Below are 24,148 nucleotides of genomic sequence, written 5' to 3' on the forward strand. Positions count from 1 at the left end.
TAGCAAGCAATTCCGCTTGTGCAATACGGTTGCCATGATGGCTGAAAACGATCAAGAGAGGTTAATTTGTCCACTTTTCAAAATGCCATTGAATCGATTCGTCATCAAATTACGCAGGCAACGTCACGTCATACTATTTGTCTTGAATTAGATTGGTCGATTGGCGATCAACTGATTGATTGGCTAGAAGCTCAACCCGTATTCCCTAAATTTTATTGGCAGTCTCGTGATGGCCAAGAAGAAGTCGCGGTTATCGGGCAAGTGAAGACATTTACAGACCCAAGTGCCGCGCAGAAAGTATTAGCACCAAAGCAACGAATTTGGGGTGGGCGTTCTTTTGATGGGCGTACCGAGCGTAATCGACGTTGTATGTCGTCTTTTTTCTTTTTACCACAAGTTGAAATCAGCCGTTTAGTCTCATCTTGGCAGATCATGGTTAATCTATCTGACGATAATTCACGTCTGCTATCGACGTTGGATAAACTGGTAGAGCATTTTTCATCACTGTCTGAATTGCATTGTCGCGTAACACAACGAATTAATACGCCAGAAAAATCTGATTGGACTAACATGGTCAATAAAGCGTTGACGGCAATTTCAAACCAACAATTTGAGAAAGTAGTGCTTGCGCGTAAAACGACCTTAACACTTGATCAGACCTTATCTTCAGCTCAATTTTTAAAAGCAAGCCGTAAAGCAAACAGCCATAGCTTTCATTTTATGATGGCGCTAGATAGCGAACATTGTTTTATTGGCTCTACACCAGAGCGCTTATATGTTCGTAACGGTTATGCTTTAAAAACAGAGGCTTTAGCGGGAACCATTGGTCGTGGTCACGATGAAGAAGAGGATAACCAGCTTGCCTCTTGGCTTATTGCGGATAAGAAAAATCAATATGAAAACCGTCTTGTGGTCGATGATATTATCAATCGCTTATCTAAATTTAGCTTATCAATGACGGTAGCGGAAAGCTCTGAACTCGTGAAGTTACGTAAAGTTCAGCACTTGAAACGCCCAATTTCTGCAGAGATCAACGCTGAGTGTTGTGATTCACAATTATTGGATAATTTACAGCCAACCGCAGCAATTGCTGGCTTGCCTCGCATGTCCGCATTGGATTTCATTATTGATAACGAACCGTTTGCCCGTGGTTGGTACAGTGGTGCTGTTGGTTTTTTAAGCCAACAACGCAGTGAGTTTTGTGTCGCGATTCGTAGCGCATTAGTCATGGGAAATAAATTGCATTTATTCGCAGGGGCAGGGATTGTACCTGGCTCTGAACCGAGCAGTGAATGGGAAGAGTTAGATAAGAAAACCTCAACCCTATGTACCTTATTAGAATCTGATCCTGCCGTGAGCGCAGAGATCAAGGAGTCGCAAGTCGCATGATGCAACCAGAGCAGCAGGTAATGCTAAATCAAGTTTGGGCTGAGTTGATTATTGAAGAGTTAGTTCGAAATGGAGTGAAGCATGTTTGTATTGCTCCGGGATCTCGTTCAACACCGTTAACGCTTGCCGCTTCAGAACATCAACATTTATCGATTCATACGCATTTTGATGAACGGGGCTTAGGATTTTTAGCTCTGGGCATTGCCAAAGCGTCAAATGAAGCGGTTGCTGTAATTGTTACTTCTGGCACTGCAGTAGCAAACTTATTGCCCTCAGTTGCAGAGTCAGGATTAACCAAAGAGAAGTTAATCCTACTTACGGCAGATCGCCCTGTAGAGTTGATTAATTGTGGTGCAAACCAAGCGATTAATCAGCAGGGAATATTTTCTTCACATGTCTGCCATTCTCTCCAATTACCATCACCAACTATTAATGTTCCCGCACAATGGCTATTGAGTCGATTGGATCAAGCCTGCTTTATTCAGCAAGAACAAGGTGGCGCTATTCATATTAATTGTCCTTTTCCTGAACCCTTTTATGGCAAGAAAGATAATACATTTGTACGAGAGTATCTTGCGCCAATTCAAGAATGGAAAGAGGCATTCTCAGCCTATATTCAACAACCTCGTTACTCTTCAATAATGACCGTTTCTCCTCAATGGATGAAAACAGCCCAAAAGAAAGGCATTGTCATCATTGGTAAAGTCTCATTGGAAGAGGCACAAGCCGCTGCGGAATTAGCGAAAGAGTTAGGGTGGCCTGTATTGGCGGATCCACAGTCGGGTTATTACTCTGAGTGGGCGCACTACGATTTATGGTTGCAAAATAGTGGCTGTATAGAGTTACTGTATGATGTTGAATGCGTACTTCAGTTTGGTGCTCGCTTAGTGTCTAAACGTTTAACGGGATGGTTAGATAACTATCAGAACGACTATTATCTGATAGATCCTCACTCAGAATTATTGGATGTAAGCAGCCACTCTCATGTCCGTTACCGTGCCAATATCAGACCATGGTGTCAGGCGCATATTGATAGCCTAGTCGAGCGTGATTGTTACTTCGATCATGCTCCTTCATTGTTATGGAGCGAGTCGTTAAAAGTGGCTTCCCTTAATGCGTTGGCGTTGGCTCGCTCAATGGCATGCAACAGTGAAACCTTATCTGAATTAAGCTTTGCGCTCACAATAGGCCAAAAGGTCGAATCGTGTGATTGGTTTATCGGCAATAGTTTAATTGTTCGTTTATTAGATATGGTTGGCGAGCTTAATCAACAACATACTTATACTAATCGTGGTGCTTCAGGTATTGATGGATTAATCGCAACTGCGGTGGGTGTTCAACGAGCAAATCAAAGTCCCTTATTGGCTTTAGTCGGTGATACGTCTCTGCTTTATGATCTGAATTCATTAGCATTATTAAAGCAAGCAACACAGCCTATCGTCATCGTAGTTATGAATAATGATGGCGGGGGTATTTTTGATTTATTGCCTGTTGATGAAAAGAAAAAAGACGACTTTTATCGAATGCCTCATCAACTTGAGTTTAGCCATGCTGCTGCGATGTTTGGTTTGACCTATCATAGGCCAGAAACATTAAGTTGTGCCATCTCGATGATTAATGAAGGTCTACAACAGGGTATTCACTTGGTGGAAATTAACACCCCTGCAGGACAGGCGGGCGAAGAGTTAACGCGTTTATTCCAAACAATTCAACATGCCACTTTATTCTAAATGCATTGAGCCTAAAGAAAATACCGCACAACCTTGTGTGGTATTTTTACATGGATTATTAGGTTCAAGAGATGATTGGGAAAAGATCTCACAGGAAGTCACAAATACTTATCCGGCGTTACTAATCGATCTTCCTGGGCATGGTAAGAGCAGCGCAATTCATGTTTTAGAAGACGATGGATTTGAAGAAACTTGCCGCTTGATAGTCGAACAACTTGAAAATAGCCCGTATCGAGAGTTTATTTTTGTGGGTTACTCTTTAGGCGGCCGAATTGCCATGTACCTAAATGCCTGCTTTAAATTACCAGAAAATATTGTTTTACGTGGTTTATGTATTGAAGGTGGTAATTTTGGATTACTTAACGCAGAAGAGAAACACGCTCGACTAAAAAACGATATCGCTTGGGCTGAGCGATTTGAACAACAACCGATTGTCGATGTTTTAAACACTTGGTATCAACAACAGGTGTTTTCTTCACTAAACCCTGAGCAAAGACAAGATTTAGTAGTAAAAAGAAGTGATAATCTTGGTAAGTCAATTGGGATGATGTTGAGATCTACATCACTGGCTAAGCAACCGCATTTGCTTGAAGCCTTACATCGTAGCACCATCCCCATGTTATATATTTGCGGAGAAGCAGATAAAAAATTTCAACACCTGGCTGAGCAAAGTCAATTAACATATCAAATCATTGCTCAGGCGGGGCATAACGCTCATGTGGAACAGCCCGAACGCTTTACACATGTACTTAATACATTCTTACAACAATGGAAATAAAACCCATGGCAAGAACTGTTGGCATTTCAGAAGAAGAACTTTACACTCCAGTAAATTGGACAGATTGCACAGCGCAATACGAAGACATTCAGTACCATAAATCAGCAGATGGCATTGCGAAAATCACTATCGCACGCCCGCAAGTACGTAACGCTTTCCGCCCTGGTACGGTTAAAGAGATGATTGATGCACTAGCAGATGCTCGTTATGACGAGAAAGTTGGTGTTATCATTCTTACAGGTTTAGGCGAAGATGCGTTCTGTTCAGGTGGTGATCAGAAGATCCGTGGCGATTACGGCGGTTACCGTGATGATAGCGGCACACACCACTTAAATGTGTTGGATTTCCAACGTCAGATCCGTACTTGTCCAAAACCAGTTATCGCAGCAGTGGCAGGCTACGCTGTTGGTGGTGGTCACGTTTTGCATATGATGTGTGACTTAACCATTGCCGCTGAAAATGCACAATTTGGTCAAACAGGTCCTAAAGTGGGTTCTTTTGATGGTGGATGGGGTGCTTCTTACATGGCTCGTATCGTTGGTCAAAAGAAAGCGCGTGAAATCTGGTTCCTTTGTCGTTTCTACGATGCTCAAGAAGCATTGGATATGGGCCTAGTAAACACAGTTGTTCCTGTTGCTGATTTAGAAAAAGAGACGGTTCGTTGGTGTCGTGAAACATTACAACACAGCCCAATGGCACTACGTTGTCTAAAAGCGGCATTAAATGCAGACTGTGATGGTCAAGCTGGTCTTCAAGAGTTAGCGGGTAATGCAACCATGATGTTCTACATGACAGAAGAAGGTCAAGAAGGTCGCAACGCGTTTAATGAAAAACGTCGTCCTGATTTCGATAAATTCCCTCGTAATCCATAAGCACCTATCACTGATTCAATTAAGTATTAGAGGCTCTTTATGAGTCTCTTTTTTCTTTTTATTGGTTGGAGTAACAAATGAAAACAGCCAAGATATATCAATACCAACTCCCTATGGACAGTGGAGTTATTCTTCGTGAACAACGTCTTCAACAACGAGATGGGTTGGTCATTGAATTAAGTGATGGAACACGCTGTGGTAAAGGTGAAGTTGCCCCTCTGCCTGAGTTTAGTCAAGAGACGCTAGAGCAAGCACGTGAAGATTTATTGTCACTAACGCAAGCGTGGATCAATGATGAAGAGCTTGATCTTGATGCTAATTGCCCATCGGTAGCCTTTGGTTTTAGCATGGCATTGCTAGAGCTTGAGAACGGTTTACCACAAGAAGGTAACTATCAAGCTGCGCCATTATGCTCAGGTGACCCAGACGATTTAGTCGTTAAGCTGAACGAGATGAGTGGCAAAAAAATTGCGAAAATCAAAGTTGGCTTATATGAACCGATTCGTGATGGCATGGTTGTAAATATGTTTTTAGAGCTTATTCCCGATCTGTCTTTACGCCTTGACGCTAACCGTAATTGGACACCAAAGAAAACCGAACAATTTGCTAATTATGTTAATCCAGAATTTCGTTCTCGTATTGAGTTTTTAGAAGAGCCTTGTCATACACCAGAAGAGAGTTTGGCATTCTCTCAAGCTACAGGCATCGCCATTGCTTGGGATGAAACGGTGCGTGATGATGGTTTTGAAATTACGGCTCAAGACGGCGTAAAAGCGATTGTCATTAAACCAACCATGATTGGCTCGGTTGATAAGTGTCTTGCCCTTGTTGAAGATGCTCATAAGTTAGGTATGCAAGCTGTGATTAGCTCAAGTCTAGAATCTAGCCTTGCTTTAACGCAGCTAGCGCGACTGGCGGCCTGGAAAACACCAGAGACGATCCCAGGTTTAGATACGGTTGATCTGTTTAAAATGCAATTAGACACACCTTGGCCTAATTGTGAATTACCAATGAATGAGTTATCAGAGCTGACACTTATATGGGAAAATTAATCTCACCACTTTTTACTACTTGGCCTTGGGCGAAATGGAGTGAAGAGCGAGAAGTGGAAATAGCACTTCGTGATGGTAACAAAGTGTGGACTTGGGCTGAAGTGTCAATTCAAGTGAATCGATATGCTAATGGTCTTATTCAGCAAGGCGTTAAACGTGATGACGTGGTTGTTGGTGTTGCAAAAAGTGGTATTGAGTTAATTTGGTTGCAGTTAGCCAGTATTCGTATTGGTGCTCGCTTTTCAGCAATTAATCCTAAAACACCGAAAGCTCAACTTCATCAGTTAGTGACGAGTATTTCTGCTCAACATATGTGGTTTGGTGAAGGGCAAGAGAGCATTTCAGGCACTTGGCATCATCTGCAATTAATCAACGCTGAATACAGTGCTATTGCTGCGACATGGCAACCAAATCGATTAGCGACCTTAACCTTTACCTCTGGCTCAACAGGATTACCAAAGGCGGTTGCACACAGCATAAATAACCATTTGTACTCAGCTGCTGGCTTACTTAGCACGATGGAGTTTGATAATTGTGATTCGTGGCTATTATCTTTGCCTTTATTCCATGTATCGGGACTAGCGATTGTATGGCGTTGGTTATTAACGGGTGCAACAATTGTGATGCCAACCGAAGATGGTTTGTTAAATGACTTATGTTGTGTTACTCATGCCTCATTGGTTCCTACTCAGTTACAGCGAATTTTAGACAGTAGTGATATCTCTCGTCTGGCGTTAAAACGCGTGTTACTTGGCGGTGCTGTTATACCGACTGAATTAACTGATGCCGCAAAAGAAAATGGCATTGAGTGTTGGTTAGGTTATGGCATGACAGAAATGGCTTCTACGGTAACCGCAAAACTGGCAGATGGAGAGCCGGGCGTGGGTAATGTGCTTCATTATCGTGAATTACGTATTGAAAAAGGTGAAGTTCTTGTTCGTGGTGAGTGCTTAGCTTTAGGTTATTATCGTTCATCTGGCATTATGAATATCACTAACGAAGAGGGTTGGTATCAAACTAGCGATCTTGGTTATATGATGGGCGCAGAGCTGCATATTCAAGGCCGAGCTGACAATATGTTTATTTCTGGCGGTGAGAATATTCATCCAGAAAAGATAGAGCTCGCTTTGCTAACGCATAACGAAATAGAGCAAGTGATTGTTGTTGATGTTAAAGATGAAGAGTTTGGACAACGTCCTGTTGCCGTTATTAAAATGACACAACTGATTAGCCATGACGAATTGCATTCTTTCTTAAAAGAGAAGTTAACTCAGTTTGAATGTCCAATTCGTTATGAAACTATGCCTGAACACTTATTTGGAACCGGCATTAAGATTTCTCGCCCACAAGTAAAAGAGTGGGTTAACTCACTGCCAATCACAGCGTAATTGAATTACTTTTTCACGCATTACGCTTGATGTTGCTAGATGTGGTGGTACGGGTTCTCCAGCTACCACTTCTATTTTTGACCAGCAGCGGCGTGGTCGTTTTAATATTGCTTTCCCGCCATGACGACTAAAGAAACTTTGCCATAAACCACGCAGCGCCATTGGTACAACGGGCACAGGTGAGCGTTTCAAAATAATATCTATTCCTCGCAAAAATGACCCCACTTCACCATCATGAGTTAATACCCCTTCAGGAAAAATTAAGACTATTTCTCCTTCAGATAGTGCTGCTTCAACCTCTAAAAAAGCACGACGAATAGAGTTGCTCTTTGTGGCATTAATAGGGATTACCTTGGTTAAGCGAAAGAAGTATTTAACTAAAGGCAGTTCAGCGTACTCCTCTTCCATAACAAAGCGAATAGGGCGTGGACACGCACCACTTAGAATAAAGGCATCCATATAAGTAATATGGTTACAAACCAGTAAAGCGCCACCTTCTTCAGGAAGATGCTGTAATCCTTTATGCTTTACTCGATACATTGTGTGAGTAATGATCCAAAGTAAAAATCGGATCACAAAAACAGGAACTTTACAGAGTAAAAAGAAGGCAACAACACCATTCATAATAGCGAGAAGGGCAAAGAACTGAGGAATAGATAATTCAAGAACAGATAAACACACAATGCCTAAAATGGCACTAGCGACCATAAATAGCGCATTGTAAATGTTATTGGCTGCAATGATTTGAGATCGGTGTTCTGGCTTTGGTCGTTGTTGGATTAAAGTATACAAAGGAACGATATAAAGTCCGCCACAAATGCCTAAAAATAACAGATTAATAAAAACAGGCAGTAATTCTGGGCTTAAAAGTGTAGCAATAAAGCCAGTGACATCAATAGATGAGCTTGGCGTTGAAAGATAAAGATTCATCCCAAACAGAGAGATGCCTAAGCAGCCTAATGGGATAATTCCAATTTCAACTCTGTGTTTAGACAACACATCACAAGCCAGAGAGCCTATTGCAATACCAATAGAAAATAAAGCTAATAATACCGTTACAGTAATTGCATTATCGTTAAGATGTAAATGACTATAATTTGGGAACTGAGTTAAATAACTTGCACCTAAAAACCAGAACCAACTGATCCCCATGATAGCTAAAAATACCGAGGGATCTTCTTTGGCAATATTAAGCATTTGTTTTGTTTGTTGGATAGGCTGCCATTTAAAAACCAAATTAGGAGCAATGGCCTTTGTGTGAGGAATAGATCGGCTTGCAAGATAACCAAGCACGGCAAAAAGAACAACCGCACCTGCTGCAATGTACTCCGCGTTATCTTGTGAAGCAATAAAACCAGCCCCAATAGTTCCGAATAAAATGGCAAGGAAAGTTCCTGTCTCAACCAAGGCATTGCCCGTTACTAACTCTTCTTTTTTTAATTGCTGAGGAAGCAGAGCGTATTTGACCGGACCAAAAAAAGCCGATTGTGTGCCCATCAGAAAAAGAAGAATTAATAATAAGGTGTAATCTTTAAGAATAAACGCCATAGCGCCAAAGAGCATAATAACGATTTCAGCGAGTTTTACTTTGCGAATAAAGGCTGATTTTTCATATTTATCAGCCAAAACTCCAGCAGGAGCAGAAAAAAGAAAGAAAGGTAGAATAAACAGCCCAGCAGCAAGATTAATAAAGAGATTAGATGAAATAGGCAAGCTATCCACACTGGCAAAGGCAACAAAAAGTAGCAGTGTGTTTTTATAAATGTTGTCGTTAAATGCACCTAAAGATTGAGTTAAAAAGTAAGGCAGAAAACGACGTTGGGTTAATAGCTTGGCTTGCTTTGCCATGAATAATCCTTTAATTACAAAGCTAGTGCTGCTTCCATTGGTTGATATAGTTCAATAGTAGGTTATCAATCAGAAGATGGCCATCAATAGGTGTTGATGAAAATAACAAATCATCCAGACTTAATAACGTAATACCATGGACACTAGCCCAAATAACGCGACTACTTTGTTCTATCTCACTCTGTTCTTTAATTGGATTAATGGTTTTAATTATTTCTTCAAGCACGCCCATCATTTGACTAATGCGGTTCTCTTGCCAATCTGGCAGTTCCTCACCGTTCATGTTGTGTTGGAACACTAATTTCCAGCGATTAGGGTGAAGTTGTGCAAAGTCATAATAGCAATAGGCGATGGCTTTAAGTGCTTCTTCTGGTGTCGTGCAGTTGTCCAACTCTTGATTTACTTGCTGCATTAGTTCATCTAACGTTTGAGCGATAGAGCGCAGCAGCAATAAATTATAGCTACCAAAAATATTGACCAATGTACTGGGTACATAGCCAATGCTTTTTGCTAGCTTTCTTAAGCTGAGTTCGTGATGACTATGCTCGTTGAGAAATACCTTCATATTATCTAATGCCATATCGCGTATTTCTTGATGAGTATGGTCGTTTCTGCGCGCCATATAAACCTGATTTAAAAAATTGTGAACATTGTTCTTAATTTTAATTGCATCTCATTATTCTTCAAGTAAGAGTTTTATCAATTAGGGCGTAAAGCACAATGTTGAGAATAAAAGAGGCGTTTTTTAACACTCTGAAACACAGTCGTGCGTTTTAATGCTCCCAATATGAAGCGATGCAGGCTATTATCAGTTAAAATTATTTTAATACAGTAAAGGAACAGACAATGAAACGTCTTTTATCTATTGCTGCCCTAATGTTTGTTTTTGTTCTTTCTGCCCCTCATGCAGAAGCAAAGAAATTTGGTGGTGGTAAATCATTTGGCAAAAGCTTTAAAACAGCGCCTGCGCCAAAACAGAAGCAACAAAACACGAATACGATTGGTAAGCAAGACACAGCCAAAGGCGCATCAAGCAAGAAAGGCTTAATGGGCGGATTACTTGGTGGTCTTCTTATGGGTGGTCTTTTAGCATCAATCTTTGCTGGCGGCGGCTTTGAAGGTATCCAGTTTATGGATATTCTAATTATGGCTGGTGTGGCATTTGTTCTGTTTAAGCTTTTCCGTATGTTTATGGCATCAAAGGCCAGCAGCATAAATCAGAGGCAAGGGGCAGCATACGCAGGCCCACAAGCATCTCATGATGAGAAACCAAGCTTCCGTGATAACCAGCAGTACTTCCAAGGCGAGCAAGCGCAATCACAACCAACTGGTGGTTTTGGTGCTCCTGCTGCTGATGACGTACCGCATAATTACCCACCGGGTTTTGATGTGGCAGCATTCATTAATGGTTCACGTGAGCATTACCGTATTCTACAAGGTGCTTGGAACCACAACCAACTTGAAACGATTCAAGAGTACGTATCAATCAGCCTATATAATGATTTAGTGCAAGAACGTGCAAATCTAGAAGGTGAGCAACATACAGATGTAATGTTTGTTGATGCTGAAGTCGTTCGTGCTGATCATGATGCAAACCGCGCACAACTTAGTTTGCAGTTTTCTGGTCGCTACCGTGATTCGGTTGAAGGTGTTGAAGAAGACATTACTGATATTTGGCACTTGGAGCGTGATCTTACGCAACCAAATGCACCGTGGTTAATTATTGGTATTCAAGCTTAACTGTCTAAATACATAATAATTTGATTAAAAAATATCCTCATAGAGAGTAATCCTATGGGGATTTTTTATAGGTGTGATCTAGCTCTGTTTTAATATTTCAAAGACAGTCTATGCTGAATTCAGTTAATAAATAAGAGAGAAAAATTATGCCATTTAATAAAGATATCATTGAAGAAATGAACCTTCTCAAGCAATTCCCACTAGAAAGCACTCAATCGGGTTTAAAAGTACATTCTGACGCTGCACCCGAAGCAATCGAAGCAATGAAGCGTCTTTTCAGTAAAGGCTTGGTAACACAAGAAGATGGTGGTTATTTAACAAACCACGGCATTGAAACTGCAGAGCACATTCAAAACGTAATTCGCGTATTATCGTAATCGAATTCCGTTAAAAAATTATAGCGTCATTGACTCTAGCTCAGTGATGGTTTGAATAGCTTGCTCTGGGGTTGACCCACATACATCAGGGCAAGCTTTAAATTGATGACATACCTTCGGGCGTTCAGCCTTACCAAACAACTGACACAAGTTCTCATCATTTAATTGTACGCAGCGTACTCCTGCAGGTTTTCCATCAGGCATTCCCGGAATAAATGACGTAATACTTGGGGCTATACAGCAAGCACCGCAATATAATCTACATTCCATAACACTATCTCATTGCATCAATTAAAGGATGCGCAAAATAGCACTCTTCCCCTTTCAGGTCAAAACTATACCAACCTAGATAAATATTTAATCATTCTTGCTTGTTAAAATCGATTATAGCTGTGTTATACCTTTCTATTGCAAAAACTAGGTATAATTAGGCCCACTAGTTACTGCAATTTATGCCTTGCTCTAATCGATTTTTCCTACGCAATTATCTGCTCAACTACTTATCCAGATTGGTATTACTCAGGATTATCTCTTTACTGATCTGTAAACCACTTGCACTTTTAGCTCAAGATGGGTATAAAACCGCCTCTTCCCATAACGAGTGTAAAGTAATGACAGAGCAATTTTGGCAACAAAAAAAATTAGAAGAAATGACAGAGCAAGAGTGGGAATCTCTTTGTGACGGCTGTGGTAAGTGCTGTTTACACAAGTTAATGGATGAAGATACAGATGAGGTTTACTACACAAATGTGGCATGTAGCTGGTTAAACAGCAGAACGTGTTCGTGCAAAGATTATCCTAAGCGTTTTACTTCAGGTGAAGAGTGTTTAAAACTAAGCCGTGAAAACATCGCTGAATTTAACTGGTTACCAGTGACGTGTGCATATCGTCTATTGGCTGAAGGAAATACACTTCCTGAGTGGCACCCATTAATCACAGGGTCTAAATCAGCAATGCACGCTGCTGGCGAAAGCGTAAGAAACAAGGTTGTTTATGCGATTGATGTGAAAAATTGGGAAGACCATATCACCAATCACCCTCATAGAAACTAAGTAAATCAAGGTTTTTCAGAGGGTTATGTTTTCCTGTTCAATCAATAAACCTCTATATGTATCTATATTATGAAGCTCTGTCGCCATTTTGTCGCCACTAAAAATGGCGACATTTTTATAGGTGGGATAGGGGATTCTTAGTTACAGCATCTTCTAAATGCTCTGGTGAAAAGTGAGCATAACGCATTGTTTGCTTAATATCAGTGTGACCTAAAATACGTTGTAAGACGATAATGTTGCCATCATTCATCATAAAGTGGCTGGCGAATGTGTGTCGTAATACGTGAAAAGATTGATTATCTAAATGTGGCATATTATTCACAATGAAGCGATAAGCTGTCGAATAGCCAATACTGAACAATGGCCCCGAACCTTCCTTGTAAATCTCATTATAAAGCGCTTCACTAATCGGTACTGTGCGATTTTTCTTTCCCTTCGTCTTTGTATACGTAATTTTGTATTTATTCAGCTGAGAGCCTTTTAGGTTAGCTATTTCTAAAAATCGTCCGCCAGTGGAAAGACTAATTTTTACTACCTTTAAAATATCAGGGTGTGAATGCCGAGCTGCCGCACTAAGTAATGTTTTGATCTCATTAAGAGTAAGAAACTGCATTTCTTCTTCATGCAGTTTAAATTGACGAACAGAGCTCAATGGATTTGGGGCTTTCCATTCTCCCATGCGAATAAGCTCAGCAATGACCGCATTCAGTAAATCTTGTTCAATGTTACAGGTACGAAAAGAAACAGCCACTTTACGATTATTTAAATCGGCAATGTCACCAGCTAAACGAGCCGTTCTATACTCAGTGAACATATTTGCTGTGAATTTTGTGTAAAGTGGATCACCCATGCCAAGAACAATAACTTGAAGTTTTCGATAGGTGTATTTTGCGTGAGCAAGTGAAATGCCATGACGATTGTGCCATAGAGTGATCATATCCAATAAACTGCGTTGCTCTACTTTTTCACCAAGCCATGGTTTATCTTCAACTTCTTGCATTGTGTATTTTTCAAAAGCAAGCGCTTCACCTTTGGTGGCGAAGCGCTTGCGAATACGTTTTCCTTTACGGCCTTGTGGGTAACACTCACAAAGCCAAGGTAGTTTGTTACCATCTTTTAAGTTTCTTACAGCCATAAAAAGCCCACTTAGTACTGTTTTTATATACAGTATCAAGTGGGCTGATAAAATCAATGTTTGAATGAATCAATCTAAAACATCAATTTGTACGTCTCATAAATTGAGTTAGTGCTAACGAATGATGTTTAGAGCTTTGGCTAAATGGCAAACCAATCATAGTAATATCATTATGTGGTGCTGTAAAAAAGCCAAAGTGAGGTCTTAATCGTGAAAGTGGTTTTTTCATCCCTTGTTTTATTTTTGGCCTATTTTTAGTTCGCTGTAATGGTTTTTTATATACAACTAATTTGTGAATTTTAGCCTTTTTCAATTTATCACAGTTAAATTGAAGTAATAATATTTCAGATATATAGCGTAAGAAGGCGAGTGAACCATTAATTTGACGAGATATTTTTTCACCATCAAAGGAGTTTTTTCCTAACTTAAGCTCACCAATATATACATGCCATTCATCAGCTTCTTCTTTTAGCATAATGTAATCACAAGCCTTGCCTGTTAGAGTCTCGGCATTACCGATCAAGTAGCGGCTGTATATTTTATGGTCATCCCAATCGAAGCATATAAATATTTCGTCGCCATCTAGATTTGTGATCTTAAGCTCTTGAGTCCAATCTAAAGGGGTTTCTCCATCGTCTGCCAATTTGTGGCATTGAGAAATGACGATAGAATTTCCTGTTGGATTTGGTTTAAAGCAATCTGGATTTAATATTTTCTGCAAGTTTTGAAGAATAGTCATAAATCACTCATCTTCAAAAAGGGATGGGTCGACAGCATACATAATATCTTCTTGTCGCTGATTGGCTTCATTAATGATATTGTCAAAAATACTATCATCTATTCCAAAATTAGTAATGTTCATTTCACTAACGTTACCTGTATTTGAGACGCTATATGCAGATACTTGACTTTGCTGTAATACATCTTGATCTAAATAACTATATTGTTCTAGAAGTTTATTTTTGTTTTCAAAGTCATTACTTAATGAAATAGAATTATTAATTTCTCTTATTAAATAGTCACTATGAGTAGTGATAAGAACTTTAATCCCTGAATTTGCAATTCTAGTGATTACTTTAGCCATTAATCGCTGATTATCTGGATGTAAGTTTAGTTCTGGCTCATCTATTAATAGAACATCTCCTTTTTTTGCAAGAGAGTTGATATATAAATCAATCATAAAAAGAGATTTAATAGAAGATGAAGTTATTGTAATTGGAAGTTGGTGACTATCATCATTTGATGAAAAGACTAACGTTCCATTGTCAACAGTAAATTTACCTTTTACAATTTCATTAAGTGCATCAGATACATAAGGATGTTCTTTTGCTAGATAACTTTGTTTTTTTAATTCGCTGTCTGCATTTCTAACTGCAAGCAAGTTTTTCCTTACAGGAATAGCTAACGATGCTCGATTACCAATGGTTAGTTTGTTTAGTTGCATGATAATGCTGTTTACTTCTGAATTATCAGAATACTCTTCCATAAATGATTCTAGAGATTCCTTAATTGATAATGCAGTTCCATCTATATCTTTTTGGAAAACTAAGCTACCAACCCTTTCTGATGTTATTACAAAAGGACGATTTGGTAATTCTATATTCGACCGACCTAAATTTGAGGAAATAGATGCAGATAACAAGATAGCTATTGCTGATCTTTTTGATAAAGTGTTTTCTTCTTCAGGCTCTTCATCTTTTATGTATAGTACATCAATGATATTTGAATCTTTTTCTTTTTGAATTCGAGTTGGATGGTTAGCTATTCCTAAATTAATTTCAATATCTTTCAATTTTTCTGTGATTATTTTTGTGTAGTCAGCAGTATCTAATATTGAAACAACTGATTTTTCGAATATTGATTCAAAAGTATTAAATGTTTTGTGAAGCATACTATTACTATTATCAAAAGAAGTTTTGATAAGCATAGATAGTTCATTTTGAAATCTTTCAGATTCAATATCAATTTTTCCATATTCGTCATATGTAAAAATATTATGATTTAAACCAAAAAATGTAGATAGGTTAAAGATACTATTAAGGTGATGGTAGATTGAGTAAGATAACCATGTTTTTGATGCACTATTTGGCCCACAGATAATCGTAAGGTCATTTACCTTTATATCGGCTTGTTTAATTTTACCTAAGTTCTCAATATGAAATTTCATAGTTATTCTCATTATAAATTTTAAGAGTCAACTCTATACCTAAAGCTCAGTATAAATAGCGATTGGCTCTATGATTATTTCGTTGTCTAACTTACCAAAAGCATTTTGGTCTAAGTCATACATATGCTCTACCATATTTTGGAAGTGTTGCAGCATATTCGCATCGTCTGGTAACTCTTGTACTTCAGGTTTTTGAGTTCCTATACCGTGGCTGATAGTTCCAACTACCACAAACTCTAAGGCTGTTTTTCTTGAATACTTTCTATAGATAGCAGGTAAGCTATCTCTTAAGTGCGATGAATCTAAACATGATGTGAAAATTGTATTGTTACAACCTATTTGCTGAAAACGTTGTAAATCAGCACCAAAAAACTCAACTAACTGCGTAAAGCTCGATATCATTTCAGGTGGTAATCTGTATTCATTTTCATAAGCTATTTTTTCAACTTCTTTATTAAAAGTTGATTGAAGTTGTTTTACTTGTTTCTCTGTCGTTAGTGTTCTTCTTTTTCTGTCTAATTCTTTTAGTTCGTCTATTGCTTGAGCTTTAACTATTGCTTCGCCGATATCGTTGAAATTCTTTAAAGTAGACATTATCTCATTTGTATCAATAAATTTGCCTTTGGCTTTTATTTTTATGAAAGATTTTCCACTATTTGAAATATCATCAATAGTTAGCTGATTTTCAGTAATATCAAGTAATTGTTCTGTTTTAATCAGTTCTTGTTCAAGTAATGAAAAAGAATGATCGTGAAGAAACTTTTTAGTTGTTGATGTGCTAGTTTCACGAATTACATCAGCAATAATTTTACTTGAAGGTAAGCCGACTTTAACTGTAGTGTTATTTTCAGTGTCTAAACTCTTTTCATTGAGAATGAAGTCGGTGATACCTTCAAATAATTGTGATGAAAAAGAGTACAGTTTTGGTTCATCTAAATAGATAAAATTTCTAATCATTTTTTCCTAGCCTAGTTCTTTTTTTAAAGCGCTCTTTAGCGTCGTTATGTTCTTGTTGTCTTTCTTGAATAAAGGTTTGATATGAATACTTACGACGAGTATCTATAATTGACCAAACTGAAAAGATAATTACAGCAATAATGGCAATAAAAGTTATACCACTAATTATAATGTTTGCTAGCATACAATACCCTCACTTTGACCTTTATGAACCGCTTTCTCTGCTTTTTCTTTTGCAGTTAAACGGAAAAAAATGATAAAGCAAAGTATAAACGATGCTATGGCTAATTTCATTGCACAATCTGTAAGTAAATTGATATTAATGCCATTATATCCCGACTCAACAATGAGAAGTCCAAGCATTAAAGCACCATAGATAGCTACCATCCCAATTGAAATAATATTGCTTATGCTTTTCCATGTTTGATCCCCATCCATATGCTCAAGTTCATTGAAGATTGATATATGTAAAACAAAGCCTACTGCGATGAAATCAGCAGCAGAAGTTGTAGCAACTCCTTCAGTAAAGTAACTAGTTAATAGTCTGAGTAAGATTGGTATTAAGCCAATAAAAACAGTATAACCAAGCCACTTTGTCAATTTAGATACAGAGTGTTGTTTTTCCATCATTTCTTCTTCATTTCCATAGCCACTCGGCCAACAACTTTTACATCTTCTTCTGAGACTTCAATTGTTGAGTTGCCAAATGCAATAGCCAATTTTTTACCTGGTAAACGCTGTAGGTTGTTTATTGATAAACGTCCATCAACATCTAATAGGTAGTCACCGGATACAGGGTCTATTGATTCTTTATTGATGTAGTACAACCCTATATCATCTTAGTGCTTGATATCTATCTTCAAACTTACTTGTAGAATATCATTTCTATTCAATCAATAGGTAATGCTTAATGTGTTTTTTGCCGTTAAGTCCGAACTTTATCTTTAATGTGAAAAACATCAATAAATACGCTATGATCTGTTCGAGTTCCACATCATAAAAATGAAGTAAACTATGACCAATAAACCTAAAACACAAAAGCCTGATCTAAAAACGGCAATGCATAACATCATTGAGTTGGTAAAAGCTGACTTTCCATTTGATGCGCCTGAAGCTCAGATATGCGGTGATACCTGTGTTGGTTGCCCACGTAAATTGATAGAGCTAGTTGAAAGTGAATTATTGTATTGGGAATCTTATATTGAGCGCGGTGAAACGCCCAATTTCTCTGAGATCGACAAGTTCGCTAAACTGTGCAAAAACGTTCGCCGTGGCTTAGTTAGAAATGGAATTTTAGAGCCACTACCAAGGTAACCCAGCGCTAACGAAATTTAAAAATTACCCGCTATTGTTAAATCGATAGCTGGGTAATATCCCACCATAAATATTCTTCTTTTTCTCTTTATTGTTGTTGCACAGAATAGTTGTGTTTCTATGTGTAAACGAATTGTTGTCTGTTTTTAGACATTAGCGCTTGAGGCTCTCTGCTCATCTTAATACAATTTAACAGTACATTATAAAAAAACATTATAAAAACCAGTCAGCCAACGATAAGATAATAATTATGAAATTAGAAGCAATTGATTACACTGCTGAGAATGCAGCGGAGCAGTTTGTTAAATCACTGCGTGAGACAGGATTTGGCGTGTTAAAAAATCATCCAATCCAACAAGAGCTTGTACAAAGCATCTATGAAAATTGGTATGCATTCTTTAACAGCGAAGAAAAAGAAAACTTCCAGTTTAATGTAGACACGCAAGATGGCTTTTTCCCTGCATCGGTATCAGAAGTCGCAAAAGGGCACACTAAAAAAGACATTAAAGAGTACTATCATTATTACCCTACAGGCCAATGCCCTGCTCAATTGAAAGCTCAAATTCAAGAGTATTACGATAACGCTAATGTACTTGCTAGTGAGCTATTATCTTGGGTTGAAGTGCACTCTCCGGAAGATGTTTCTGCACTGTACTCTCAATCATTATCTAGCATGGTAGAGCAAAGTGATAAGACATTGCTTCGTGTTCTGCATTACCCACCGTTAGAAGGCGATGAGGAGCTTGGTGCTATCCGAGCTGGTGCACATGAAGACATTAACTTATTAACAGTGCTTCCTGCCGCGAATGAGCCGGGTTTACAAGTTAAGACTAAAGAAGGTGATTGGTTAGATGTACCTTGTGATTTTGGTAACCTAATCATTAATATTGGTGATATGTTGCAAGAAGCGTCAGGGGGTTATTACCCATCAACAACGCACCGAGTGATTAACCCTGAAGGTGCAGATAAAACGAAATCTCGTATCTCTTTGCCGCTGTTTTTGCATCCAAAACCTGAAGTTGTATTGTCTGATCGTCATACTGCGAATAGTTACTTAATGGAACGCTTACGTGAGTTAGGTGTTATTTAAATTAGAATTAATAGGTAGAGAGGTGTTCTCTACCTATTTTTTGTAGGTAAGTAAAAGAAGACTTATTTACTTTGAATAGCAATGGTTGGAGGGTTAATGGCCTCTTTACTAAACTCCTGCATTACTCGCAATGTAATATCGGTTTCAAATAATTTCTCGAATTTAATATCAACAACGTAGGCTTTACAGGTTAATTGTATAGCTAGATAGTTATCGGTTATCGTTTGTTTAACTAAGACTACTACAGGCTTTGGCAAGTGGATATAACGACTTGAAGATGCCGCTTCTTGGATAATATCACGAGCTTTATTAATGTCTTGGTCCATTCCTATATAAAAAGGAATAACAACCTGCATATCAAGTCCGCCATAGTTTCCACTCACCACTACGTCATTTAAAAATTTATTGTTAGGTATCGTAATAATATCATCATTAAGAGTTTGCATTCGTACCGAGCGTAAACCAATGGCAATGATATCCCCATAATGCCCTTCAAACGTTACTCGATCTCCAACTTGGAATGGTCGGTCGATCATAACGGTCAAACCCGCGATAAATGAGGCGGTAAGATCTTTTAATGCAAAACCAACAGAAACTGCGATCGTACCACCGATCAGAGCGAGTACACGCTCATCAACTCTGAAACTGAGCATGAATACGGCAACAGCTGTCGACATGTAAATGAAAAATTGAAAGAAGGATTGCAACTTTTGCATTAACATACGACGTTGTGCAAATTGACTACTTACGCCATCAACAATGGACTGAATAAAGCGTAGAAATAGCCATGCGCCTACAATAATAAAGAAGGAGAAAACAACGCCACTCCAACGAATTAAGCTAGTAAATTGTTGTAAATTATCGATAGATTGAGGGTCTTCTGCAAATGCAAAGCTACCTGAAAATAGAGACAAACAAAGTATGAATAAACGAATCATATTATTTTACCAATAGATGTTGACGGTGAAGAGCGTTAGTAATATGACGATACCAATGATCTGATATACGTGCTTTTTCATCATTCCACTCAATATAACCACGACTTTGAAAGTAGCGTAACGTACTGATTACTTCAGCAATGCTGAGTCGACTACAATCACAAAGATCGATAGGTGAAGCAACTTCAAGCTGTACAATTGAACGCAGTACAGCAAGCATAGGCTTTGGCATCGTTTCTAGATCATCAGATTGAGGAGCTCGGAATAAACGAACTAGTACCGTATCTGTTTCTTTATCTTTGTATAAAGAAAGTCTAAAGAAACGTAATGCAACAGTAGGGTTACCATCTGAATAGTCCCACAAGATACGATAGAACCCATTCTTAGCTCGTTCTTCATCAGTTAAGGTATCTTCATCCCATTGTCTTGGGAGAACTAATCCATCAAAAGAAATTGAGCTCTCTCCATTTTTTTCAATGATACGAGAATCTAATAGTTGACCAATTTGTTTTTCATTCCACTTGGGCATAAAAGTAACAAGATCAAATAATAGTCGCTCTCCACGGGCACGATCGATAAAGCGCCAGCTTGATTTATCAATAGATAAGACAACGCGATGACTTTTTCTCGCACGTCTAAGTAAATTGGTTAGTTTCATTAAATCAACTAATCCATTCACTTTTGGTTTTACTAACCGTTGGGTATTATCAAACGCAATTAGATAGCATTGATCGCTGTTTCTAAGATGCTGTAGGATATCCTTTTCTGTTGCTCCTTCCTCTAATCCTAATAATTGTGAAAGTTCAGGTAATAGTGCCGAGTAGCCATCGTAAGGGCAATTTATATATAGTGGAATTACGTTTTTAGCTTTATTTAAAATTCGATTTAATACGGTTGTTGTACCAATGCCTCGCTCGCCAGACAATACACATACAGCAGGGCTATCTGTTAATAAGTACCGTGATAATGAAACGATTTCTTCTTCCGCATATTCTTCGATTAATTCAGATGTCTCTGAGCCAGGAGCGATATAATTAAATGCATTTTCTCCCTTTATGCGGACTAGATTTGATTGCTCACGTGAGACTTCAGTTTGTTTCGCTACTTCTATTCTAAAGAGATAGGCGAGTACGTGACTAAAGGCTGCATATTGAGAAAGTATAGAAATGACTTGGTGCTGAATTGTTCGTCCAAGTAACCATGCCGAACCACAGGCAGTAGCAGGAATAGACATCAATACAGTATTCTTATTTCTTATTGCCCATTGAACTGATAATGGATGCGTTTCTAACTGCTCTATACGGTTAAAAATGGTCTGGTTCCATCGTTTTAGCGTAATGACTGTTAGTAAGACAAAAAATAGATAAACAATAGAGTTAATCCAAGCATAAATAGTCCCTTCACCTAACGTTCGTGATGAAATTTGTAAAACTACGCCAGCAACAATTATGCCCCAAACGTATCGGCGAATGGTTGATAGTCTTAAAGCGATAATGTCTTTTTTATTATGTTTACTGTTTCTATAAGCAAATTCCAAAATGAAACTGACAGCAATAGACCCCCCAAGTATCCACCAAGTAAATATCTCTAGAAAGATCAAATGCTGCAAACTCGGAAGTGTTGAAATAATACGTAATGTCGCTGTAATTAATAATAAATACGCGATTGCTTTATGTGCACGACTACAATACCAAATAGTACGAACGAATAAGCTAGGGTTTGAGCTGCTTTTTAGTTTTGATGTTTTAAAATCATGGATTAGTCGGTCGCTGTTTCGCATCCACCAATTGAAAATAAAGAAAATACCTAATACTTTGATCAGGACACTGATCACTGGCACTGGCGATATAGCAAGGTCATTAAGTAATTTTTTAAAACTGCGAATTTGATAATAGGTATAATATTTAATGTTAAGGTTAGTTATTTGCAATTCGGCATAAAACTGAGTAACCCCACGAGGACCAAACCCGGTTAATTGATCTCGATTTCTTGTTTCTGTTAGGTGCAGAAGTGACTCTTTACTCGTATTTAAAGAGGTCAATGAACGATGGTCTTTTTCTACACGAGCCCAGGTGTCATCCGTGGCATTATCTTGATAATTTGATAATGAATCTTTTAATTCTTGGGCCTGTTTCTTTTGTGCCAGCAAAGTACGAGACATCAGTCTTTTGACTTGTCCGTATTCTTGGTTTGAAAAAAAATGTTGCTCTGGGAGCTGTTTTATATCCGTTGCGATATTTTGAGCAGACTCAGATATAGATACAGAGTTATAAGCATGTACTCCCCATTCAGCCATTAGAGATGGTGAGTAGGATAGGACTAACACTAGAAGAAAACGATTAACGATATTATTCATAGGCAATAAAGGGGTCTCAATAGATAAAATTTATAATGAGTATTTATATGTGGAAATTCGTTGATTGATTAGAAATGTGATCTTTGCTGCAATTTATAGTTTTTCTCTAAGAAAACATTAAATATGAATCAAATGTCGTGTATTTGTGTGCTTTTTTGATAATTAATTGCACTATTTGGTTGGTTTTATTGTTACAAAAAAATAGTTATCTCTGTGATCAAGGTTTGTATTAAGCACTCACTCTGTAATATCGATAATATTTTGTTTAATTTGTTTTTCTATAATGAAATAAGGAAATTTGTGGAGAGTCAGGGTATGGAATATCGAATTGTTCCAATTAGCAGTGAGCACGATAATGATATTTGCTACATTATAAAAAACGTTGGTGTTGAGTTTGGAGCGGTAGGGGAAGGATTTGGTCCATCAGACGATGAAGTATTGGAGATGAGTAAATATTATAACCCTGAATTTAAGAGTAAATATCTGATTTTATTGCTTGATGGTAGGGTTGTTGGTGGTTGTGGTTTAGCGGCATTTAATGGCAGTAAAACAGTATGTGAGTTACGTAAATTGTTTTTATTGCCGGAGGCTAGAGGAAGGGGGTTTGGTAAAACAATTGCTCAAAAGGTACTCAAGCATGCGGTAAGTTTTGGTTACACTCAGTGCTATTTGGATACCTTATCAAGTATGAAATCAGCCATTCATCTATATAAAGACTTGGGTTTTAGCCATTTATCAAAGCCACTTGATGGTACCGTTCATAATGGCTGTGATGTGTGGATGATGAAGGATTTATGAAGAAAATCGCAGATACAAAAAAGCCCCAGCATTTCTGCTAGGGCTTTGAATGTGGTGGAGGGATAGGGATTTGAACCCTAGAACCGCTATTAACGGTTGCCGGTTTTCAAGACCGGTGCTTTCGACCACTCAGCCATCCCTCCGATGCCGCGTATAATAGGGGTAACCCCTCTGCTTGTAAAGGATTCTTTTTAATATAAAAATCATTTGCTCTAAATTTGATCGTATTGATGAAAGTTAGAGCAAAATTTAATATTTTAACGATTTATTTTAGGACTGGGCGAGCATTAGTAGCTTGTACTGGGCGATTATTTCCTTCATACAGAGCTTTAAATTGAGATAGTTGCTTAGAAGAAATAGGAACTGTTTTTTTCATTACTAACCATGTAACCCCTTCTGTACATGGCGGAGTTGTTAGCGAGCCATTGAATCGATAATAAGCCTGATCGCTAGGTAGTAAGTCGATAAGACGTAATTTACTATCAAGTGCTATCTCTCCTGAGCTTGGCATTTGAGCCCAAATTTTTGCTAATTCAGGATTTACTTTACCCTCTTTAAACATCACACCTATCACTGCTAGGTTTCCATCTTTATCAGCATGCACTAAATGCATTTCTAATGGGTATGAATGACCTGCAATCAGGTTTTCACTTGGGGCATGGAAATGAAGTTGTAATAGGTTAAATGTTTTACCTTCAACCTGAATGGATTGTTTACCATCAAAGTTTACTTGCACGGTATGTCCGTTATTAACGATATTTTTACCAGCTTGTGCGTAATTGAATGTGATGGGCTTTAAAGTACTTTCTATAGCATTGGTGATATCAATAGGTGATTGATTTAGCCCGCTCTGACAAGTGCCGTGCCAATTAGCAGGGGCGGTTTCTCCCGTATAACCCCATTCAGATGCAGAAGCGAATGCTGTTGTTGAAAGAGCACTTAGTACAGCTAATGTAGTAAATAATTTTTTCATGGTATTTATCTAGCCTTATTATTTTATAAAATCGAGTTTAGGCTAATACAAATGTATCTTGGTTAATAATGGTTTGAATGAAGTTTCGCAACCTGCTTCTAATTCTTTGAAAGACTTTGTTTGATTGTCTTAGTTTTAACGCAAATTTTGAGAATAAAAGAATGGATGTGATAGATTTTTGATTTTTTAAAACT

The 24,148-nt window shown here is 38.2% G+C and carries 24 protein-coding genes, 1 tRNA gene and 1 pseudogene; 12 read left to right on the forward strand and 14 right to left on the reverse strand.

The window, feature by feature from the left end:
• The first annotated feature begins 66 nt into the window (after positions 1-66).
• From PVK71_RS02375 to menE, 6 genes are all read left to right on the forward strand, one after another.
• Positions 67-1,389, forward strand: coding sequence for an isochorismate synthase (locus PVK71_RS02375; RefSeq protein WP_130048176.1), 1,323 nt, complete (start codon positions 67-69; stop codon positions 1,387-1,389).
• Positions 1,386-3,119 carry a 2-succinyl-5-enolpyruvyl-6-hydroxy-3-cyclohexene-1-carboxylic-acid synthase gene (gene menD / locus PVK71_RS02380; RefSeq protein ID WP_274417153.1) on the forward strand — a complete coding sequence of 578 codons (1,734 nt, stop codon included), beginning with the start codon at positions 1,386-1,388 and terminating at the stop codon, positions 3,117-3,119. Before PVK71_RS02375 ends, menD begins: the two co-directional genes overlap by 4 nt.
• A complete protein-coding gene (gene menH, locus PVK71_RS02385) occupies positions 3,103-3,897 on the forward strand; it encodes a 2-succinyl-6-hydroxy-2,4-cyclohexadiene-1-carboxylate synthase (protein ID WP_274417151.1) in 795 nt (264 codons plus the stop codon). The genes menD and menH overlap by 17 nt, the downstream gene beginning before the upstream one ends.
• Before the next feature lie 5 nt (positions 3,898-3,902).
• Positions 3,903-4,769, forward strand: coding sequence for a 1,4-dihydroxy-2-naphthoyl-CoA synthase (menB, locus tag PVK71_RS02390; RefSeq protein WP_274417149.1), 867 nt, complete (start codon positions 3,903-3,905; stop codon positions 4,767-4,769).
• 77 nt (positions 4,770-4,846) lie between these two features.
• Positions 4,847-5,821: an o-succinylbenzoate synthase gene (menC, locus tag PVK71_RS02395; RefSeq protein ID WP_274417147.1), complete on the forward strand. Its 975-nt coding sequence runs from the start codon at positions 4,847-4,849 to the stop codon at positions 5,819-5,821.
• Positions 5,809-7,209 (forward strand): o-succinylbenzoate--CoA ligase, encoded by a 1,401-nt coding sequence (gene menE, locus PVK71_RS02400; RefSeq protein WP_274417145.1) that lies wholly within the window; start codon positions 5,809-5,811, stop codon positions 7,207-7,209. Before menC ends, menE begins: the two co-directional genes overlap by 13 nt.
• Here the strand turns inward: menE and PVK71_RS02405 are convergent.
• Complete coding sequence (locus PVK71_RS02405) at positions 7,189-9,057, reverse strand: MFS transporter (RefSeq protein ID WP_274417143.1); 1,869 nt, start codon at positions 9,055-9,057, stop codon at positions 7,189-7,191. The two genes, menE and PVK71_RS02405, sit on opposite strands and share 21 nt — an antisense overlap.
• A gap of 22 nt (positions 9,058-9,079) precedes the next feature.
• Positions 9,080-9,679, reverse strand: a complete 600-nt coding sequence (locus PVK71_RS02410) for a TetR/AcrR family transcriptional regulator (RefSeq protein ID WP_274417141.1) — start codon at positions 9,677-9,679, stop codon at positions 9,080-9,082.
• 224 nt (positions 9,680-9,903) lie between these two features.
• Here PVK71_RS02410 and PVK71_RS02415 point away from each other — a divergent pair, with 224 nt between their 5' ends.
• A complete protein-coding gene (locus tag PVK71_RS02415) occupies positions 9,904-10,797 on the forward strand; it encodes a Tim44 domain-containing protein (protein WP_274417140.1) in 894 nt (297 codons plus the stop codon).
• Between the two features lie 146 nt (positions 10,798-10,943).
• On the forward strand, positions 10,944-11,174 hold the full coding sequence (locus PVK71_RS02420; protein WP_130045460.1) for a TIGR02647 family protein: 231 nt from the start codon (positions 10,944-10,946) through the stop codon (positions 11,172-11,174).
• 18 nt (positions 11,175-11,192) lie between these two features.
• Here PVK71_RS02420 and PVK71_RS02425 read toward each other — a convergent pair whose 3' ends face one another.
• Positions 11,193-11,444 carry a YkgJ family cysteine cluster protein gene (locus tag PVK71_RS02425; RefSeq protein ID WP_274417137.1) on the reverse strand — a complete coding sequence of 84 codons (252 nt, stop codon included), beginning with the start codon at positions 11,442-11,444 and terminating at the stop codon, positions 11,193-11,195.
• A 341-nt stretch (positions 11,445-11,785) separates the two neighbouring features.
• Here PVK71_RS02425 and PVK71_RS02430 point away from each other — a divergent pair, with 341 nt between their 5' ends.
• Positions 11,786-12,226, forward strand: a complete 441-nt coding sequence (locus tag PVK71_RS02430) for a YcgN family cysteine cluster protein (protein WP_274417136.1) — start codon at positions 11,786-11,788, stop codon at positions 12,224-12,226.
• Positions 12,227-12,341: 115 nt separating this feature from the next.
• On the opposite strand, the gene PVK71_RS02435 is transcribed toward PVK71_RS02430, so the two are convergent.
• From PVK71_RS02435 to PVK71_RS02465, 7 genes and pseudogenes are all read right to left on the reverse strand, one after another.
• Entirely contained in the window at positions 12,342-13,361 is a 1,020-nt protein-coding gene (locus PVK71_RS02435) for a phage integrase (RefSeq protein ID WP_274417135.1), read from the reverse strand.
• 82 nt (positions 13,362-13,443) lie between these two features.
• Entirely contained in the window at positions 13,444-14,100 is a 657-nt protein-coding gene (locus tag PVK71_RS02440; protein WP_274417134.1) for a hypothetical protein, read from the reverse strand.
• Between the two features lie 3 nt (positions 14,101-14,103).
• The gene (locus tag PVK71_RS02445; RefSeq protein ID WP_274417133.1) at positions 14,104-15,528 is read right to left on the reverse strand and encodes an AAA family ATPase; all 1,425 of its coding nucleotides are present in this window, start codon (positions 15,526-15,528) and stop codon (positions 14,104-14,106) included.
• A 39-nt stretch (positions 15,529-15,567) separates the two neighbouring features.
• Positions 15,568-16,485, reverse strand: a complete 918-nt coding sequence (locus PVK71_RS02450) for a DUF6414 family protein (protein WP_274417132.1) — start codon at positions 16,483-16,485, stop codon at positions 15,568-15,570.
• The gene (locus PVK71_RS02455) at positions 16,478-16,669 is read right to left on the reverse strand and encodes a hypothetical protein (protein WP_274417131.1); all 192 of its coding nucleotides are present in this window, start codon (positions 16,667-16,669) and stop codon (positions 16,478-16,480) included. The genes PVK71_RS02450 and PVK71_RS02455 overlap by 8 nt, the downstream gene beginning before the upstream one ends.
• Positions 16,663-17,115 carry a hypothetical protein gene (locus tag PVK71_RS02460; protein ID WP_274417130.1) on the reverse strand — a complete coding sequence of 151 codons (453 nt, stop codon included), beginning with the start codon at positions 17,113-17,115 and terminating at the stop codon, positions 16,663-16,665. The genes PVK71_RS02455 and PVK71_RS02460 overlap by 7 nt, the downstream gene beginning before the upstream one ends.
• A pseudogene (locus tag PVK71_RS02465) lies at positions 17,112-17,324 on the reverse strand (transcriptional regulator); the annotation flags it as partial. The gene PVK71_RS02460 and the pseudogene PVK71_RS02465, both read right to left, overlap by 4 nt.
• A gap of 175 nt (positions 17,325-17,499) precedes the next feature.
• Here PVK71_RS02465 and PVK71_RS02470 point away from each other — a divergent pair.
• A complete protein-coding gene (locus tag PVK71_RS02470; RefSeq protein WP_274417128.1) occupies positions 17,500-17,799 on the forward strand; it encodes a hypothetical protein in 300 nt (99 codons plus the stop codon).
• Positions 17,800-18,049: 250 nt separating this feature from the next.
• Positions 18,050-18,889 carry an isopenicillin N synthase family dioxygenase gene (locus PVK71_RS02475; protein WP_274417127.1) on the forward strand — a complete coding sequence of 280 codons (840 nt, stop codon included), beginning with the start codon at positions 18,050-18,052 and terminating at the stop codon, positions 18,887-18,889.
• Positions 18,890-18,951: 62 nt separating this feature from the next.
• Here the strand turns inward: PVK71_RS02475 and PVK71_RS02480 are convergent, their stop codons facing one another.
• On the reverse strand, positions 18,952-19,827 hold the full coding sequence (locus PVK71_RS02480; RefSeq protein ID WP_130046317.1) for a mechanosensitive ion channel family protein: 876 nt from the start codon (positions 19,825-19,827) through the stop codon (positions 18,952-18,954).
• Position 19,828: 1 nt separating this feature from the next.
• A complete protein-coding gene (locus PVK71_RS02485; protein WP_274417125.1) occupies positions 19,829-22,183 on the reverse strand; it encodes an AAA family ATPase in 2,355 nt (784 codons plus the stop codon).
• A gap of 315 nt (positions 22,184-22,498) precedes the next feature.
• Between PVK71_RS02485 and PVK71_RS02490 the strand changes: the two genes are divergently transcribed.
• Complete coding sequence (locus tag PVK71_RS02490) at positions 22,499-22,981, forward strand: GNAT family N-acetyltransferase (RefSeq protein ID WP_274417124.1); 483 nt, start codon at positions 22,499-22,501, stop codon at positions 22,979-22,981.
• A 52-nt stretch (positions 22,982-23,033) separates the two neighbouring features.
• On the opposite strand, the gene PVK71_RS02495 is transcribed toward PVK71_RS02490, so the two are convergent.
• Together PVK71_RS02495 and PVK71_RS02500 are read right to left on the reverse strand one after the other, a co-directional pair.
• Positions 23,034-23,124, reverse strand: a tRNA-Ser gene (locus PVK71_RS02495).
• A gap of 122 nt (positions 23,125-23,246) precedes the next feature.
• Positions 23,247-23,954 carry a carbonic anhydrase gene (locus PVK71_RS02500; RefSeq protein WP_274417123.1) on the reverse strand — a complete coding sequence of 236 codons (708 nt, stop codon included), beginning with the start codon at positions 23,952-23,954 and terminating at the stop codon, positions 23,247-23,249.
• Positions 23,955-24,148 lie beyond the last annotated feature (194 nt).

The organism is Aliivibrio sp. S4MY1, assembly GCF_028765545.1.
In the GTDB taxonomy this organism is placed as follows: domain Bacteria; phylum Pseudomonadota; class Gammaproteobacteria; order Enterobacterales; family Vibrionaceae; genus Aliivibrio.